The organism is Streptomyces sp. NPDC024555, assembly GCF_055559335.1.
In genome coordinates, this window is sequence record NZ_JBVHKV010000016.1 from 19,349 (window position 1) to 35,312 (window position 15,964).

General features: G+C 72.5%; 17 protein-coding genes. 6 read left to right on the top strand and 11 right to left on the bottom strand.

Annotated elements, in window-relative coordinates:
* Positions 1-28: 28 nt before the first annotated feature.
* On the bottom strand, positions 29-604 hold the full coding sequence (locus tag ACZ4FH_RS26260) for a rhodanese-like domain-containing protein (protein ID WP_467307840.1): 576 nt from the start codon (positions 602-604) through the stop codon (positions 29-31).
* Positions 605-715: 111 nt separating this feature from the next.
* Here ACZ4FH_RS26260 and ACZ4FH_RS26265 point away from each other — a divergent pair, with 111 nt between their 5' ends.
* The gene (locus ACZ4FH_RS26265; RefSeq protein WP_383646202.1) at positions 716-1,003 is read left to right on the top strand and encodes a metal-sensitive transcriptional regulator; all 288 of its coding nucleotides are present in this window, start codon (positions 716-718) and stop codon (positions 1,001-1,003) included.
* 10 nt (positions 1,004-1,013) lie between these two features.
* Here the strand turns inward: ACZ4FH_RS26265 and ACZ4FH_RS26270 are convergent, their stop codons facing one another.
* The 3 genes from ACZ4FH_RS26270 to ACZ4FH_RS26280 all read right to left on the bottom strand — a co-directional run bounded on the left by ACZ4FH_RS26270 (position 1,014) and on the right by ACZ4FH_RS26280 (position 3,555).
* Positions 1,014-1,754: a sulfite exporter TauE/SafE family protein gene (locus ACZ4FH_RS26270; protein WP_467307841.1), complete on the bottom strand. Its 741-nt coding sequence runs from the start codon at positions 1,752-1,754 to the stop codon at positions 1,014-1,016.
* Positions 1,751-2,116, bottom strand: a complete 366-nt coding sequence (locus ACZ4FH_RS26275; RefSeq protein ID WP_467307842.1) for a rhodanese-like domain-containing protein — start codon at positions 2,114-2,116, stop codon at positions 1,751-1,753. Before ACZ4FH_RS26275 ends, ACZ4FH_RS26270 begins: the two co-directional genes overlap by 4 nt.
* Positions 2,117-2,196: 80 nt before the next feature.
* The gene (locus tag ACZ4FH_RS26280) at positions 2,197-3,555 is read right to left on the bottom strand and encodes an MBL fold metallo-hydrolase (RefSeq protein ID WP_467307843.1); all 1,359 of its coding nucleotides are present in this window, start codon (positions 3,553-3,555) and stop codon (positions 2,197-2,199) included.
* A 198-nt stretch (positions 3,556-3,753) separates the two neighbouring features.
* On the opposite strand from ACZ4FH_RS26280, the gene ACZ4FH_RS26285 reads away from it, so the two are divergent.
* Entirely contained in the window at positions 3,754-4,152 is a 399-nt protein-coding gene (locus ACZ4FH_RS26285) for a DUF302 domain-containing protein (protein WP_385112222.1), read from the top strand.
* Between the two features lie 62 nt (positions 4,153-4,214).
* Here the strand turns inward: ACZ4FH_RS26285 and ACZ4FH_RS26290 are convergent, their stop codons facing one another.
* Positions 4,215-5,603 carry an MBL fold metallo-hydrolase gene (locus ACZ4FH_RS26290; protein ID WP_467307844.1) on the bottom strand — a complete coding sequence of 463 codons (1,389 nt, stop codon included), beginning with the start codon at positions 5,601-5,603 and terminating at the stop codon, positions 4,215-4,217.
* Positions 5,604-5,850: 247 nt separating this feature from the next.
* Here ACZ4FH_RS26290 and ACZ4FH_RS26295 point away from each other — a divergent pair, with 247 nt between their 5' ends.
* Positions 5,851-6,465 (top strand): hypothetical protein, encoded by a 615-nt coding sequence (locus ACZ4FH_RS26295; protein WP_467307845.1) that lies wholly within the window; start codon positions 5,851-5,853, stop codon positions 6,463-6,465.
* A gap of 9 nt (positions 6,466-6,474) precedes the next feature.
* Here ACZ4FH_RS26295 and ACZ4FH_RS26300 read toward each other — a convergent pair whose 3' ends face one another.
* Genes ACZ4FH_RS26300 through ACZ4FH_RS26310 form a run of 3 tightly spaced genes read right to left on the bottom strand, consistent with a single transcriptional unit; the run spans position 6,475 to position 9,634 of the window.
* Entirely contained in the window at positions 6,475-7,347 is an 873-nt protein-coding gene (locus tag ACZ4FH_RS26300) for a helix-turn-helix transcriptional regulator (protein WP_467307847.1), read from the bottom strand.
* Positions 7,348-7,394: 47 nt separating this feature from the next.
* Entirely contained in the window at positions 7,395-8,900 is a 1,506-nt protein-coding gene (locus ACZ4FH_RS26305) for a protein kinase domain-containing protein (RefSeq protein WP_467307849.1), read from the bottom strand.
* A complete protein-coding gene (locus ACZ4FH_RS26310; RefSeq protein WP_467307850.1) occupies positions 8,897-9,634 on the bottom strand; it encodes an FHA domain-containing protein in 738 nt (245 codons plus the stop codon). The genes ACZ4FH_RS26305 and ACZ4FH_RS26310 overlap by 4 nt, the downstream gene beginning before the upstream one ends.
* A gap of 201 nt (positions 9,635-9,835) precedes the next feature.
* Here ACZ4FH_RS26310 and ACZ4FH_RS26315 point away from each other — a divergent pair, with 201 nt between their 5' ends.
* Complete coding sequence (locus ACZ4FH_RS26315) at positions 9,836-10,279, top strand: nuclear transport factor 2 family protein (RefSeq protein WP_467307851.1); 444 nt, start codon at positions 9,836-9,838, stop codon at positions 10,277-10,279.
* A 68-nt stretch (positions 10,280-10,347) separates the two neighbouring features.
* Positions 10,348-10,896, top strand: a complete 549-nt coding sequence (locus tag ACZ4FH_RS26320; RefSeq protein ID WP_467307852.1) for a GNAT family N-acetyltransferase — start codon at positions 10,348-10,350, stop codon at positions 10,894-10,896.
* A gap of 292 nt (positions 10,897-11,188) precedes the next feature.
* Here ACZ4FH_RS26320 and ACZ4FH_RS26325 read toward each other — a convergent pair whose 3' ends face one another.
* Complete coding sequence (locus ACZ4FH_RS26325; RefSeq protein ID WP_467307854.1) at positions 11,189-11,908, bottom strand: TetR/AcrR family transcriptional regulator; 720 nt, start codon at positions 11,906-11,908, stop codon at positions 11,189-11,191.
* A 206-nt stretch (positions 11,909-12,114) separates the two neighbouring features.
* Between ACZ4FH_RS26325 and ACZ4FH_RS26330 the strand changes: the two genes are divergently transcribed.
* On the top strand, positions 12,115-13,161 hold the full coding sequence (locus ACZ4FH_RS26330; RefSeq protein ID WP_467307856.1) for a hypothetical protein: 1,047 nt from the start codon (positions 12,115-12,117) through the stop codon (positions 13,159-13,161).
* A gap of 17 nt (positions 13,162-13,178) precedes the next feature.
* On the opposite strand, the gene ACZ4FH_RS26335 is transcribed toward ACZ4FH_RS26330, so the two are convergent.
* Together ACZ4FH_RS26335 and ACZ4FH_RS26340 are read right to left on the bottom strand one after the other, a co-directional pair.
* Positions 13,179-13,589, bottom strand: coding sequence for a DUF6355 family natural product biosynthesis protein (locus ACZ4FH_RS26335; protein WP_467308039.1), 411 nt, complete (start codon positions 13,587-13,589; stop codon positions 13,179-13,181).
* 406 nt (positions 13,590-13,995) lie between these two features.
* Positions 13,996-15,639 (bottom strand): carbohydrate binding domain-containing protein, encoded by a 1,644-nt coding sequence (locus ACZ4FH_RS26340; protein WP_467307857.1) that lies wholly within the window; start codon positions 15,637-15,639, stop codon positions 13,996-13,998.
* Between the last annotated feature and the right edge of the window lie 325 nt (positions 15,640-15,964).

The window sequence follows — 15,964 nt, forward strand, 5'->3', positions numbered from 1 at the left end:
CGGGCCCCTCCCGTTCCGTCCGCCCGGGTCAGCGGCTGCGCAGCTCCGCGAGCGTCCGGTCGAGATCGGCCGCGCGGGGCCGGTTGTGCGGCAGTTTGGCCAGCATCGCGGCCATGCCGCAGGTGTTGGTGAGGGCCGAGAAGACCAGTCCGGCCGCGATGCCCGCCGAGAGGATCTGGAAGGCGGGGTGGACGACCAGTCCGAGCAGGAGGCCGAGGAGCACGACGGTCCCGGCCGTGAGCCGGACCTGCCGCTCCATGCCCCAGACGGCGCGGGGCGCGCCCTGGGGGCGGTCCAGCGCGTGGCCGTCGGCGGCCCAGGCCCCGGTGCCGCCGGTGAGCGTGACGGTCTCTATGCCGTTCTCGGCCAGGATCCGGCAGGCGTTCTCCGAGCGGGCGCCGGAGGCGCAGACCACCAGGACGTCGCCGCGGCCCGCCGCGTGACGGATGTCGGGCAGCGCCCGCCGGACCTGGTCGAGCGGGATGTTGAGCGCGCCGGGAAGGTGCCCGCCCGCGTACTCACCGGGCGTACGGACGTCGATGACGGTCAACTCGTGCAGCCGGGAGTGGGCTTCGCCGGTACCGAGGGCGGTGGGCGTGGTCATGGAAGATGCCATCCTTTTCTTTCGAGGGGTCCCGAAGGGGAGGGGTAGATTACCCCTGGGGGTATCTCATCAGGTGTGGGACGTGGAACTGAAGGGGCGAGGGGCGACGTGATGGATCTCGAACTGGCGGGGGCGGAACTGAAGGCGGTCCTGAACCGGCTGCGCCGGGCCCAGGGGCAGATATCCGGGGTGATCCGGATGATCGAGGAGGGACGGGACTGCGAGGAGGTCGTCACCCAGCTGGCGGCCGCCTCCCGCGCCCTGGACCGGGCCGGTTTCGCGATCATCGCCACCGGTCTGCAGCACTGTCTGACCGGTACGCAGGACGGACCCCGCACCCCGGAGGAGCGGGACGAGATGCGCGCGAGGCTGGAGAAGCTGTTCCTCTCCCTGGCCTGAACGGTCTCCGTCAGACGATCACGTCGACGAGCATGAATCCCGCCACGCCCAGCAGGACGAAGGCGAAGATCCGCTGCAGGGTGCCGCCCGCGAGCTTCGCGGCGAGCCGCTTCCCGTCCCAGGCGCCGAGGATCGCGGCGCCGGTGAACGGGGCGATCACCTCCCAGCGCAGGTCTCCGCCGCCCGTCCGTGCGGTGAGCGCGGCCAGCGAGTTGACGGTGATGACCAGCAGGCTGGTGCCGACGGCCTGCCGCATCCGCAGTCCGAGGACGCTCACCAGGGCCGGCACCGCGAGGAACCCTCCGCCGACCCCGAGGAAGCCGGTCACCGCGCCGAGTCCCGCGCCGACTCCCGCCGCCTTTCCCGGACGGACCCGTTCCGGCGGCGCGGAGCGCGCGGGGCGCAGCATCCGCAGGGCGGCCAGCGCCGCGATGACCGAGAACGCGGCGGTGAGCACCGCGGCCGGGATCCGCCCGGCGGCGGCCCCGGCGAGGTACGCGGGGACGATCCCCGCGGCGGCGAACAGCGCCCCGGTCCGCCAGGCGACGTTGCCGTCGCGGGCGTGGGCGTAGAGGGCGGTGGCCGAGGTCGCGGTGACGATGATCAGGCTGGCGGTGGTCGCCGAGGCCGGGGAGAACCCCAGCAGGTAGATCAGCGCGGGGACCGCGAGGACGCTGCCTCCGCCGCCGAGCGCACCGAGGGCCAGTCCGATGACGGTGCCGGCGACCAGGGAGAGGATCAGGACGCTCACGCTATCGAGCCAGGGTTTCCGCGCCCGTCGACGACCGGGTACCCGGCGGCGGCCCACGCGTTCATGCCGCCCTTGACGTCCACCGCGTCCGCGCCCCGTCCGGTGAGGAGCGTCGCGGCCCGCTGCGAGCGGCGGCCGCTGCGACAGATCACGACGAGGGGGCGGCCCTGGGCGGCGGCGGGCAGCGCGGCGCCCGCGGCCAGTGCGCTCAGCGGGGCGGGCACGGCGCCGGGGGCGTGCCCCGCGGTCCACTCGGGCTTCTCCCGCACATCCAGCAGAACGGCCTCGGGCCGCTCGCCCTCGGTACGGGAACGCGCCTGGTCCACCCGCAGACGCGGTGCGGCCTTACGGAAGAGGGACATGGCTGACGGGACCTTTCGTTGTGCGTTTTCACTGGTCGCTCGGGGGAGCGGGACGGACGGCGGGGGCCGGTCCGGCGGGTTCAGCCGGTGACGACCGGCAGTCCGGCGTCCTCGGCGGCGTCGAAGGAGTCGTCCACGGCGACGACCTCGCGGCCGGCCGCGTCGAGCACGGAGGCGGCGATGGCGGCGCGCATGCCGCCGGCGCAGTGCACCCAGACCGTGCCCGCGGGCACCTCGGCGAGACGCCGGTGCACCTCGTGGACGGGGATGTGGACGGAGCCGTCCACCCGGCCCCCGGCACGCTCGGAGTCGCGGCGCACATCGAGGACGACGATGCCGTCCCGGTCCTGCGCGGCCAGGTCGGCGAAGGTGGCGCGGGGGAAGGAGGCGGGGCGCTCGCCGTCGCGCAGCCAGTCGGCCGGGCCGCCGGTCGCCGCGGCGGCCGGACGGTCGATGCCGACCCGGACCAGCTCCCGCTGGGCGGCGGCCAGCTGCTCCGCCGACTCGGCGAGCAGGGTGACCGGGCGACCCCACGGGATCATCCAGGCCAGGTACGTGGCGAGCTTGCCGTCCGCCTCGAAGTTGAACGAACCGGCGACGTGCCCGTCCGCGAAGGCGATGCGGTGGCGCAGGTCCACCACCCACTCCCCCGCCGCGAGCCGGGCGGCTATGCCGTCCGGGTCGGCCGGGGCGGGCGGGGTCAGGTCGACGGGGGCCGGACCGGCGGCGTTGGCCGGTGCCATGTGCGCGTAGTACGCGGGCACGTCCTCCAGACCCGCGAGCAGATCCGCGACAAAGGTGTCGACGTCGGCGGTGAGGGCCGTGTTGGCGGCCTTCTCCCTGCCGATGGTCGTGGCGTCGCCGTCGGCCTGCGCGGAGGAGCAGAAGCTCCCGAAGCCGTGGGTGGGCAGGACGGAGGTGTCGTCGGGCAGCGCGTCGGCGAGCCGGTGGGCCGAGGCGTGCTGGGCGCGGGCCAGTTCCTCGGTCAGCCGCGGTTCGACCAGGTCGGGGCGGCCGACCGTGCCGATGAGCAGCGAGCCCCCGGTGAACGCGGCGACCGGCCGGCCGGCCTCGGCGAGCACGTACGCGGTGTGGTGCGGGGTGTGTCCGGGGGTGGCCACGGCGGTCAGGGACAGCGCGCCGTCGATGTCGACGGTGTCGCCGTCGGCGACGGCGACCCGGGTGTACGGGACGCGCGCACCGGCCGGCACGAGATAGGCGGCCCCGGTGATCCGCGCCAGCTCCGGACCGCCGGTCACGTAGTCGTTGTGCACATGGGTCTCCACCACATGGGAGATCCGCACACCGCGCCGGGCGGCGGCGGCGATCACCTGGTCGATGTCCCGGGGCGGGTCCACGGCCACCGCCGTGGACGTCCCGCCGGCGAGGTAGCTGCGATTGCCCAGGCCCTGGATCTCGATGGTCTCGACGAAGAACACGGATACTGCCTTTCGCGTGAAAATTACCCCCCGGGGTATGTCAATCACCTTAACACTCGTACCCCCGGGGGTATATTTCGCGCTGTGGTGACCGCCGCACCCCCGCCGCCGGACCGGGCCCGAGGACGCACCGGACGTCCGGCCGCGCGGGAGCACGGGCCGGATCCCCGGCCGTACGGGAGAACGAGGTGGGAGAACATGGCATACGACCGCACCGTGACGCTGACGGCGCCGTTCGAGCGGGTGGAGCAGGACGTGCGGCGGGCCCTGGCCGATCAGGGCTTCGGGATCCTGACCGAGATCGACGTCCGGGCCACGCTGAAGGCCAAGCTCGACCACGACATGGAGCCGTATCTGATCCTCGGCGCCTGCAATCCGCCCCTGGCGAAGCGCGCCCTGGACGCGGACCGCTCCATCGGGCTGCTGCTCCCCTGCAATGTCGTGGTGCGCGCCGACGGCGACCGCGTCGTCGTCCAGGCCGTCGACCCGGGCACGATGGTCACCCTGACCGGGCTCGACGCGATGGTCCCCGTGGCCGAGGAGGCCACCCGCCGTCTGGACACGGCCCTCGCCGCCCTCCGGGACGCGTACGCCTGACGACGCACCCGCCCCGGCGGACGGCACCCCTTCCGGCCGGGGCGGCCGGGGCCGGGGGACGGTCAGGCCGCGGCCGGTGCCGCCGTAGCGGCCCAGGCGCCGTAGCCGCCCAGGACGTCGGAGACGTCCGCGAAGCCGTGGTGGCGCAGCAGGCTGGCGGCGATGGAGGAGCGGTGGCCGCCGGCGCAGTGCACGACGACCGGACGGTCCCGGTCGATCTCGGCCATCCGGGAGGGAAGCTCCCCGAGCGGGATGTGCAGGGCGGCGTCGATGGTGCCGTTCTCGCCGCGCTCGCCGCAGCCGCGCACGTCGACGACCAGCGGCGCCGCCTCGCCGTCCAGCGCTTCGCGGAGCTGCGCCGCGGTGAGCCGGCTCGCGGGTGCGACCTCGTCCCCGGCCGCGGCCAGGGCGTCGTCCGGGGAGCGGAGGTAGCCGCCGACGCGGTCGAAGCCGATGCGGGCCAGGCGCGTGACGATCTCCTCCTCGCGGTTCTGCGGGGCGACCACGAGGAGCCGGTCGGTCGGGGCGAGCACCGTACCGGCCTGCTCGGCGAAGCGGCCGTCCGCCGGCACGTTGACCGCGCCGCGCAGATGACCGGCGCCGAACTCCTGCGGATCGCGGGCGTCCACGACGACGGCGCCCTCGGCCCGGCGGGCCAGGAACTCCTCGACCCCGAGGGGGCGCGGCGCGGACGCCGGGTCGTGCAGGGGCCGCTCCCGCCGGTTGAGGTCGGCGTCGTAGGCAAAGTAGCCGGGGGCGGCGGACTGCCCGGCGGTGACGAGGGCGACGAAGTCCCCGCGGCTCATCGGCGCGCAGGCGTAGTTGGTGGCCCGCTGCTGCCCGATCGTCGACTGCTTCTCGGACGAGAGGTTCTTGCCGCAGGCCGAGCCCGCGCCATGGGCGGGGAAGACGCGCACCTCGTCGGGGAGGCCCATCAGCCGGCCCTGCACGCTGTCGTACAGCATCGAGCCGAGCTCCTGCGCCGTGACGCCCGAGGAGGCGAGCAGATCCGGTCGGCCGACGTCACCGATGAAGAGCGCGTCGCCGGTGAGCACGCCGTACGGGACCTCGTCGCCGGCGTCGCGGCGGACGAGCACGCTGACCGACTCGGGCGTGTGGCCCGGGGTCTCCATGATCTCCAGGGTCACGCCGCCCAGCCGGATCACCTCGCCGTCGGCGAGGTGGCGCACCGGGTACTCGGTCTCGGCGCGGCGGCCGTAGCCGATCCAGGCGCCGGTCCGGGCGGCCATCTCCAGGTGCCCGGCGACGAAGTCCGCGTGGAAGTGCGTGTTGATCACGCCGACGACGGTGAACCCGTGGGCCTCGGCGTCCGCCAGGTATTCACTGACGTCACGCCGGGGGTCCACGACGACGGCCTGACCGCTGACCTCGTCGGCGATCATGTACGACGCCTGGGACAGGCAGTCCAGGTAGTACTGGGCGAAGAACACCGAAACCTCCGAAACGACCGACGGGCGCACACCGGCCCGCGGCCGGCATCGGCACCGCCACGAGCCATATACCCACTGGGGTATGTCCCCGACACCGTAACCAGCCGGGCCGACGCCGGTCAAATACCCCCCTGGGTATCTCCTTCGCCGCTCCCGTTCACTCGGCGGAGTGGAGTCGGGGCCCTGCGCGGCCTCCGTCGGCCTCGCGTGCTTCGGCCCCGCGACGGCCTGCCGAACGATGAGGCGCATGTCACCCCACAGCCTGCGCTCGCTGGCCCGCCGCGCCCTTCCCACGCTGCTGGCCGCCCAAGCCGTCCTGCTCCCCCTCCAGATCTCCCCCGCCACCGCAGCCGGGCATCCGGCCCGTGTGTGCGCCGCGCCCGCCGGCTGCGGCTCGGTCGTCGTCGCCCCGCTCTCCCAGGCCGCGCCGGACGACGGCCCGTGCACCAGCCCCGAACCGGTCGTGTGCCAGATCCGGCGCGAGACCCCCGAGGAGCGCGAGGTCGCCCGCGAACAGCGGATGCGCTACCACCAGCTCCTGGAGGACATGGAGCGCACCGAGTGCGCGATGCGCGCCGAGGGCCGCCCGGAGGAGGACATCGCCCGCACCTTGGTCCGGATGCGCAACGACGCCAAGGACATCGTCCGCGCGGGCATGACCCCGGAGCAGGTCGCCGAGCTGGAGGCCCGCAACGAGAAGAAGTACGGCAACCCGCTCGGCCCGACGGCCGACCAGCTCTATCTGAAGTACGGCTCCTGGGAGAAGGTCTCCGACGCGGCGACGCGGTCGAGTTCGGCGGTGGACCACGAACTCGGCCTGGAGTTCCGGCACTGCTCGTGCGAGGTGCTGCTCACGGCGTGAGCCCCCGGCTCACGCCCGCCCGGGGCCGCCGCGCGAGGACGGCCGGTCGGCCGTCCAGGACGCCAGGATGCGCAGCCCGTCGTACGCGGGCGTACCGGCCTCGGCGGTCCAGACGACAAGGCGCTGCCCCGGGTCGCCGCCGGCGGTGAGGATCTCCTGGTCCAGGGCGAGTTCGCCCGCCACCGGATGCCGGAGGAGCATGGCGCCCCCGGCGGGTGTCACGAGGTGCCGGTCGGCCCACCACTGCCGGAAGTCGGCGTCCCGGACGGACAGTTCACCGACGAGGGCAGTGAGCCGGCGGTCGTCAGGATGCGTCACGGCCGCCGTCCGCAGCTGCGCGACGGCGGCACGGGCCGCCCCCGGCCAGTCGGCGTGGAGCGTGCGCAGGGCGGGATCGGTGAAGAGCATGCGTACGTAATTGCGCCGCTTTTCCGGAACGGCCCCGAAATCCGTGACGAGTGCCGCGGCCAGCGCGTTCCAGGCGAGGACATCCATACGCGTCCCCAGGACGACGGCCGGGGTGAAGAGAAAATCGGCAAGCATCCTCCGCAGGGACGGGCGCACCGTGTCCCGGGCCCGGCGGCGCGGCCGGACGGTGTCCTTTCCCGCCAGGTGGAAGAGATGGCGGCGCTGTTCCTCGTCCAGCCGCAGTACGTCGGCGACCGCCGCGAGCACCGGGCCGGAGGCGGGTATCCGCCCCTGCTCCATCCGGGTGTAGTAGTCGGTGGAGATCGCCGCGAGCCGGGCGACCTCCTTCCGTCGCAGTCCGCCCGCGCGACGCGGTCCGTCACGCTCGGGCAGCCCCACCGCCCCCGGGCTCAGCTCGGCCCGGCGCGCCTTGAGGAATTCCCCCAGCTCGTTGAGGTGTGGTGCCTGACTCATGGTTCCAGTCTGGGCAGCGGAAGGGGTGCGGTGCGAGCCGGGGAACGTCAGGAGAAAAGGGACAGAATGGTCCACACGACGGACCTCGACGAGCAGCTGTCGACCAGCCGGTGGGAGCGCGGCGCATAGGTTCCGGAGAGATTCGCCATGCTGTTCACGGCATTGCACCCGGTGCGCTGCGCCATGCGACGCCGGTCTTTCCCGGCGGGCGAGAAATCCTTGCCCCGGAAGAATTCCACGTCCCGGAGTTTCCGGTCCTGGGAGAGATTGTTGTAGCCGGAGCGGACGGGGCGGTCGAGGGCCCAGGCGCACGTCTCGTCGCCCGACAGCCAGTCGCCGTCGTTCCCCTTCCAGCTGCACATCTCCCCGTGTCCGAACCGCTCGCTGAAGAAGCAGACGGAGTCCGTGGGGCAGCGGTCGTATCCGTAGACGATCTTGCCGGTCGCATCGGTGGGGACCGGGTCCTCGGGGCCGAGCGCCCTGAACACCGGCACCCCCGCGTCGTCCTGGTTGATGTAGACGTGCACACCGATCGGCAGCCCCAGGGTCGTCGCGAGGACGAGGGCGGCGGCCGAGGCGAGCACCGGATGGCGGCGCCAGAACCGGGGGCGCAGCCTCGGCAGCCGGTCCGAGGCGGTGACACCCGCCGCCCGCTCCACGCGGGGCAGCAGGGACGCCGTGCTGTGCCGGGCCCGTTCCTTGTGCGTACGCCCCAGACAGTCGGTGATGATCTCCCGCCAGTCGTCCGGGAGTTCGGGGGAGAGCCGCAGTTCCTCGTGACCGCGGGCGTAGCGCACGGCCGCTTCGGAGCGGGCTTCCGGTGAGCTGCCGGGCAGGGGGTGGACGCCGGTCAGGACGAGGTGCGCGAGGACGCCGAACGCCCACACGTCCGTGGTGGGCCGGACGCGGACACCCCGTTCGTGCGTCTCCGGCCAGAGCAGTTCGGGCGGTGTGGAGTCCGGCGTGAAGAAGGCGTGCGTGTACGCGTGGGTGCCCTCCATCTCGGCCGCCATGTTGAAGTCGGCGAGCCGCGCGGAACCGTCCTCCATGAGCAGGATGTTGGCGGCCTTCAGATCGCCGTGCACCCAGCCGGCGTGGTGGAGCTGGTGCAGCCCCTCGCAGACGTGCGCCATGATCGCCGGCCCCGACGGCGGCACGGGCGTGCGGCCCAGCAGATCGTCGAGCGAGAACATCGCCTGCTCCAGGACCAGCACCGTGACCCCGTCGAGCTCGGGCCGCTCGGGGTCGTCGACGGTCAGGACCTCGTACAGCCGCACCAGCCGGGGCGTGCGCAACCGGCTGAGCAGGGCGATCTCCTGCTCGGCCAGCTCCCGGAGGTAGCGCAGCCGGCGGGGTGTTCCGGTGGGCAGGAACTTCAACGCGGCACGGGCGGGAAGCGCGTCGGACCCCGCCCCGGTCCGGGAGCCGGGGGCGGGCCTTCTGCGGGCCGCGTAGACCGTGGCGAACGCGCCGGAGCCGAGCGGTTCGCGTACGTCCCAGTCCCCGACCCGGTATCCCGCCGGGACGGGAACCACCTGGGTCTCCGCGGTCATCGCCCCACCCGGCTGCCGACGGGGGCCAGCACGAGCAGATCGTCCTCGCGCACCAGGTCGAAGCGGAGGGCGAGGGAGGCGAGGGACTCCTTCTTTCCGTGTGCGCGCTGCTTCTCGTCCGCCGTGTCGGCCTCGCGGCGCATCCCCAGCTTGACGGCGAGGTAGTCGATGTTCCACGCCACGGAGGACCGGCTGACCGCGGGCCAGCACGGCCGGAGCCGCTCCACCATCCGGTCGATCGTCGGCAGCGGCGCGTGGGGGACCGACCGCAGGCGCGGTTCGCACAGGGCCGCCAGTACGGCGAAGTAGCGCGTCGTCCGGTCGAGGCTGAACGCGGGTGCGGTGACGGCGGCGCCGGGAGCGCCCCGTCGCACACCGTGGACGTGCCGCGGCGCCCAGACGTCGAAGCTGAGCAGATCGCCCGCGGCCGGCAGCACGACCCGCGAGAACTCGAAGGGAACGGGCGCGTCGAGACGCCCCGGCGCGATCTTGACGTGCTCGCCCGCCCCCTCCGGGTTCTCCACGACGTAGGTCTGTTCCGGGCTGTGGTTGCTGATGGTCCAGAACGTGCCCTGGGCGGCGATCTCCCCGGCCGACCGGGACACCCCCTCGTGCGCGAGGACGAGTTGGCCCTCCGGCACCTCCCTGCCGAAGACGATCCGCTCCCCCGGCGCGATCCTGAGCTGCCCCTGCGGCCCGGCGTTCCCGGGCGGCACGACGATGATCGATTCCACGCTGGTCCCTCCCCCGTCAGGATGAATCAGCGTACGGGCCGACACCCGGCGCTTCCCAGTCGTGTCCGCCGTGCGTGTCGCCGCTCGCCGCCTCCCCCGATTCCCCTTACCCCACGGGTAATCGACGCCTTCCCCCCACTGCGGGCACTGTGGTGCGCGTACACCCCGTCCAGCACACCGCCACCGCCCCGAGGAGCCCTCATGACGACCGACTCCCCCACCTTCAGCACCCCGTCCACCGCCGAGAACACGCGCCGCACCGTCGAGGAGTTCCTCGCCGCCCGCGCCACCGCCGACACCGCCCGGCTCGTCGCCCTCTTCGCCGACGAGGTCGACTGGCTGCTCGCCGAGAACCCGGCCGTCCCCTGGATCCGGCCGCGCTCCACCGGCCCCGAATGCGCCGCCCAGTTCGAGGAGTTGGCCGCCCACACGGTCCCCGAGGACGCCCGCGCCTCCGTCGACGCCTTCCTGGTCGACGGCAACGACGCCGCCCTGATGGGACACCTCGCGGGGACCGTACGGGCGACGGGCAAGTCCTTCGAGGGCCCCTTCGCCCTCCGCCTCACCGTCGAGGACGGCCGGATCACCCGCTTCCACCTGTACGAGAACAGCGTGTCCATCGCGGAGGCGTGCACCGAGTCCTGAGCCCGGACGGCGAACTCCCGGGCCGAAAGCGGCTGGTCGTGACGCCGGGCCCGTGCTTCCATGCCCGGGTGAACACCGAGAACTCCGGGGCAAGGGATGAAGGGCCGGACCGCTGGGTCCGCCGGCGGACCGCCGCCGATGTCGAGGAGTGCGTCCGCATCCTCGCGGAGGTCCACACACGCGACGGATATCCGGTGAACTGGCCGGACCGGCCCGGTGATTGGCTGTCCTGCGGTCCCCTGCTCGGCTCCTGGGTGGCCGGACTCGACGACCGCCTCGCCGGGCACGTCAGCCTCTCGCGAGGCGGGGAAGGCGATCTGGCCCCGGCCTTGTGGAACGAGCGCACCGGCACGACGCGGGAGGCGACCGCCGTACTCAGCAGACTGTTCGTCGCCCCCCGGGCCAGAGGACACCGGATCGGCGCCCTCCTCATCGACCGCGCCACAGAGGAGGCCCGGCGGCACGGCCTCCATCCGGTGCTCGACGTCGTCGCCTCCGACACCGCGGCGGCAGCCCTGTACGAACGGCTGGGCTGGGAACGGATGGCCACGATCGAACAGCGCTGGAGCGCACGCCAGACGGTGTCGGTCCACTGCTACGCGGCACCGGCGCGATGACCGGGCGCGCCCGGGAGGCATGTCGGTGGGGGCGGCATGCCGTGGGGCGACATCCCCGGGGGAGGCGGCATGCCCGGGGGCGGGGGGGCGGCCTGCCGTGGGGCGGCATGCCCGGGGGGGCAGCATGCTTGTCGGCGCGATGCGTCCCGGGGCCATGAACGAGGCAGCCGACCGCGCACCACGGTGCGCGGTCTTGCGCGGGCCGGTGATTCTGCGGGCCCGCGCGGACGTGTGCTCCTGCCGTCCTGCGCAGATCCCGTGGGTCTGGGTGGGTCTGTGATCCTGCGGCACCTCAGCCGCGTGCGCGCTGCTCGGCAGCGTCGAAGGCGGGAACGAGCGGGTCCAGCGCCGCTCGGAGCCGGTCGGCGAGGCCACCCGAGGGCACGAGGAACCCTTGGGCGACGAGGGCTGCGGCAGCACCCGATTCACCGACTTCGCCCACCTCTCCCGCTCCTCCGACGTCTCCCGCTTCTCCGGCCCCGGCCGGCCGGAGCCAACCGTCCAGCGCGATGCGTACGGCGGCGGCGACACCGGCGGCGAGGACCCGGGCCGTGTACGTGTCGTCCGGACGGTCGAGACGCTCGGCGAGGACGGCGGCCAGGGGCGGTTCGATGTCCGCGGTGGCGGCAAGGAAGGCATCGCGCAGCCCGGACTGGGTGGTGACGAGCAGCAGCGCTTTCGCCTCCCGCTCACTCGCGGTCGTGTACTGCTCGATCACCGCCTGAGTGACGGCATCCGCGAGACGCGCTCCGGCGGGCCGGGCGGCGACCGCCGCCGCGAGACGCAGGTCGCGGTCTGCGGTGACGGCCGAGACGATCGCCTGTTCGCGGCTGGCGAAGTAGTTGTTGTACGTACGCGGAGAGACTCCGGCCGCCTCGGCGATGTCCTCGACACGGACCCCGTCCGGCCCGCGCTCCTCGGCCAACCGCAGGGCCGCCTCTCGCAGCGCCTGACGCGTGGCCTGCTTCTTCCGCTCCCGCAGCCCCGAGGGCGGCGCCGGTGGTGTCGTCACGGGTCCAGCGTTCCACATCCCGCTGCGCGCACGCAAAGTTGCGCACACGAAAATCTACGTGCACGAAAACTTGCGCGTACGCAATATTCTCTGCGAGTCTCACCCCACCGCAACACCCGCACAGGGCCACACGGGCCACACGAGCCAGACAAGCCCGGCCCGGCTGGCCAGGCAGAGCGGCCAGGCCAGACAGGAAGGCAGGCACCATGCGCGCACGAGGAATGACCTACGACACCGGCTTCGTCGTCGAAGGCCGGACGTCCCACGACCGCTTCGACCCCACTGTCGTCCGCCGCGAGTTGGCCATCATCCGCGACGACCTGCACTGCAACGCGGTCCAGATCATCGGCGGCGACCCCACCCGCCTGGAAACGGCCGCCGAAACCGCCGCCGATCTGGGCCTGGAGGTCTGGTTCTCCCCCTACCCCCTGGAACTGGAACCCGGGCAGATCCTCGCCCTGTTCCGCGACTGCGCCCACCGGGCGGAACGCCTCCGCCGGCGGGGCGCGTCCGTGGTCTTCGTCGCGGGCGTGGAGCTGAGCGTGATGAATCGCGGCTTCCTCACCGGAGACACCCCCGAGGAGCGCGTGGCCCACCTGATGAACCCCCCGGAACGGCGCCCCGAAGCGATCCGCGGCCTGGGCGTACGCATGAACGCCTTCCTCCGCGAGGCTGCCGCCACCGTCCGCGAGCGCTTCCACGGCCGGCTCACCTACGCCGCCATCCAGTTCGAACAGGTCGACTGGAGCCCCTTCGACATCGTCACCTACGAACTCATCCGCTCCGCCGAGATCGCCCCCCACTTCCGGACCGCCGTACGCACCCTCGCCCAGAACCCCAAGCCCCTCGCCATCACCGGTTTCGGCACCGCCGCCTACCGGGGCGCCGGAGACCGCGGCGGCCGCGTCCTCGACGTAGTCGAACACGACCCGGCCACCAGGGCCCCCCTCCGCCTCGACGCCCCCCACCCGCGCGACGAACCCGGCCAGGCCGCCTACCTCGACGAACTCCTCGACGTCTTCGACACCGAAGGCGTCGACAGCGCCTTCGTCTTCCTCTTCGCCCTCCCCGGCTACCCCCACCGCCCCGACGGCGACCCCCGCGACGACCTCGACCGCGCCTCCCTCGGCATCGTCAAACTCCTGGAGAACCGCCGAGGCCTCACCTATCCCGACCTGGACTGGGAACCGAAGGCCGCCTTCACCGCGGTGGCGCAGCGCTACGCCGGAATCCGGAACCGCGACGAGGACTGACCCGCGCCCCGCCCCCCTCAGTGCGGCGTATGCGCGGTGCGCTCCCCGCTCCGGCACCCTGCGCCGCCGATGTAGTACGCGTTGAGATAGTTCGGCCCCGCCCCCGGAAGCTGCGTCCGCCCCGGGCTCACACACAGGTGGTAGTCGTTCCCGCTCCCACCCCCCTGAACATCCACGTGCAGCCGCACCGTCGTCGTACCGCAGTGGTTGTACGCGGCGAACTGCGACTCCCGAACGCTGTACCGAAAGAAGCCGCACGGAACAGCGGAACCCGCCCCCGCCCGCCGCACCTCCGGCCCCCACTCGGGCCCGGCATGAGCCGGACCGGGAAAGACCATCATGAACAGCGCGGCACCGGACACCGCCGCCAGGGCGACCCGAACCGGGCGAAGGAAGGGCTTCACGGACACTCCTCGGAAGTGAGTCATGACGATGGCTGGCCGAATATCCGGCTCTGCCTGACACCGCGACACCTCTTGAGCGCCGCACCGACATCATCACCGTAACTCTACGTGACTATTCAGTCACGATGCATCACCACATCGGGTGAGGAAGGAGGCGGAAGCATGAACGAGCCCGCGATGCGCGGGGGGCTCCGAAACTCACGACGCCGACGTTTCCGCGTCCCGGAGCAACCGTCACTGGAGGGCACGCCAGTCCGTGCCACGGCCGTAGGACAGGCCCGGCCCGAGGGCGACTCGGCCAGGCGGCTCGATGCCCCGCACCCAGGTGCGTCCGCAGCGGCGCCCGGCCCCCGACGCGCGTCCGGAGTCGCCCGCCGCTCCACGGCGGCGGGCGACTCCGGACGGGGTGTGCCAGGGGAACGCGTCGGGGCTAGCGGTTCTGCAGGGACTTGACGTTGTTGCCGAAGGACCAGCCCTTCGAGCCGTCCCAGTTGAGGGACCACGTCATGAGGCCCTTGAGGGAGCCGTTGAAGGTGTTCCAGGCCTGGCTGACCTGGCTGGGGGCCATGTAGCCGCCGCCGGCGCCGGGCTGGGCGGGGAGGCCGGGGACCTGCTTGTCGTAGGGGACCTTGATGGTGGTGCCCTGGATGGTGAGGCCGTTGTTGAGGCAGGTGGTCTGGGCGGCGAAGCCCTCGACGGTGCCGGCGGAGTAGGAGTCGCCGGAGCAGCCGTACATGCTGCCGTTGTAGTACTGCATGTTGAGCCACCACAGGCGGCCGTTGTCGACGTACTTCTTGATGATGGGCAGGTACGCGCCCCAGATGGACCCGTAGGTGACGCTGCCACCGGTGACGTACGCGGTCTCGGGGGCCATCGTCAGGCCGAAGCCCGCGGGCATCTTGGCCAGCACGCCGTCGATGATGCGGATGAGGTTGGACTGGGAGGCGGAGAGCGTGTTGATGTTGCCGCTGCCGGAGAGACCGGTCTCGATGTCGATGTCGATGCCGTCGAAGTTGTACTTCTTGAGGATCGGGACGACGGTGTCCACGAAGCGGTCGGCGACCGTGCTCGACGAGAGGTCGATGCCCGCGGCCGCGCCGCCGATGGACATGAGGAGCGTGGCGCCGTTCGCCTTGGCCTCACACATCTCGGCCGGGGTGGAGACCTTCACACCCGCGTCCATGCCGTCCTCCCACAGGACGGTTCCGTCCGAGAGGATCACCGGGAAGGCGGCGTTGATGACGTTGTAGCCGTGCTGGGCGATCCGGCTGTCGGTGATGGGGACCCAGCCCATGCCGGGGTGGACGCCGTTCGAGGCGCCGTCCCAGTTCTCCCAGTACCCCTGGAGCACCTTGCCGGCCGGCTTCGGCTTCGTGGCACAGGTGGCGTCGCCCGGAGGATCGGTGGGCGGCGGGGTGGTGGGCGGGTCGGTGGGCGGCGGCGTGGTCGGCGGGTCGGTGGGGGGCGGAGTGGTGGGCGGGGGCGTGCTGCCGCCGGGGCCGGTGAGGGAGATGTCGTCCGCGAGGTACGCGGGCGTCCCGTACCAGCCGTGCAGGTAGACCGTGATCGAGGTGGTGTTGGCGCCGGTGGTGAAGTCGACGCTCAGCCGGCTGTACGACGAGGAGCTGGGCGTCCAGGTCTGCGGCTCACTGGTGGCCCCGGTGCCGGTGGCGCCGAGGTAGACGTAACTGCCCTGGACGAAGGCGCTCAGCGTGTACTTGGCGTTGGGCTGCACGCTGACTGTCTGGCTGCACTGGGCGTTGCCCAGGCCGGACGGGGTGGCCTTCAGCGCGGACGAGCCGGAGTGGGCCGGGCTGCTGGTGACCTCGCCCGAACCGTTGGCGCAGGTCCAGCCGGAAAGGCCGCTCTCGAAGCCGGAGTTGGTCACGAGGTTGTCGGCGTCGGCGGCGCCGGCCGAGCCGGAACCGACCAGGGTGACACAGGCTCCGATGACGGTGGCGGCGCTCACCCCGGCGATCGTGCGGGTCAGGGCGGTCGAACCGCGCCGGTTCCGGACGGCGGTGGAATGCCCGTCGTCCGCCTCGGACAGCGTACGGATTCTCCGACGGAACATGCTGTGCTCCATTCTCGCCACGTGCCGTGGGCGTGAGCGTGCGTGGGGGGGGCGTGGGGCATGGACGCGCGGCCCCGGATGAACTGGAGAAATGCGGTGCGGGGATCGACCGGATCGTAGAAGGGGCGACCAGGCCCGTCAATAGGTCTGGACCAAAGGCGAGCGACTACCGACGAGTCCACTTGCCGGAACTTGACAGACCCGGCATCTCCCGGCGAATCGCTTGAACGGGAGCCCGGTCCGGTGTGAGGGTGCGGCCTGTCCGGCAGCACGGCATGCCGTTCGGGTGGGTGGGGGTCCGACAACTCCACCTGCCCATACGGAC

Bases quoted from the DNA above. Each gene is read 5' to 3' on its own strand.
- ACZ4FH_RS26260 (WP_467307840.1), bottom strand. From the start codon at position 604: ATGACCACGCCCACCGCCCTCGGTACCGGCGAAGCCCACTCCCGGCTG.
- ACZ4FH_RS26265 (WP_383646202.1), top strand. From the start codon at position 716: ATGGATCTCGAACTGGCGGGGGCGGAACTGAAGGCGGTCCTGAACCGG.
- ACZ4FH_RS26275 (WP_467307842.1), bottom strand. From the start codon at position 2,116: ATGTCCCTCTTCCGTAAGGCCGCACCGCGTCTGCGGGTGGACCAGGCG.
- ACZ4FH_RS26285 (WP_385112222.1), top strand. From the start codon at position 3,754: ATGGCATACGACCGCACCGTGACGCTGACGGCGCCGTTCGAGCGGGTG.
- ACZ4FH_RS26295 (WP_467307845.1), top strand. From the start codon at position 5,851: ATGTCACCCCACAGCCTGCGCTCGCTGGCCCGCCGCGCCCTTCCCACG.
- ACZ4FH_RS26300 (WP_467307847.1), bottom strand. From the start codon at position 7,347: ATGAGTCAGGCACCACACCTCAACGAGCTGGGGGAATTCCTCAAGGCG.
- ACZ4FH_RS26305 (WP_467307849.1), bottom strand. From the start codon at position 8,900: ATGACCGCGGAGACCCAGGTGGTTCCCGTCCCGGCGGGATACCGGGTC.
- ACZ4FH_RS26315 (WP_467307851.1), top strand. From the start codon at position 9,836: ATGACGACCGACTCCCCCACCTTCAGCACCCCGTCCACCGCCGAGAAC.
- ACZ4FH_RS26330 (WP_467307856.1), top strand. From the start codon at position 12,115: ATGCGCGCACGAGGAATGACCTACGACACCGGCTTCGTCGTCGAAGGC.
- ACZ4FH_RS26335 (WP_467308039.1), bottom strand. From the start codon at position 13,589: ATGACTCACTTCCGAGGAGTGTCCGTGAAGCCCTTCCTTCGCCCGGTT.
- ACZ4FH_RS26340 (WP_467307857.1), bottom strand. From the start codon at position 15,639: ATGTTCCGTCGGAGAATCCGTACGCTGTCCGAGGCGGACGACGGGCAT.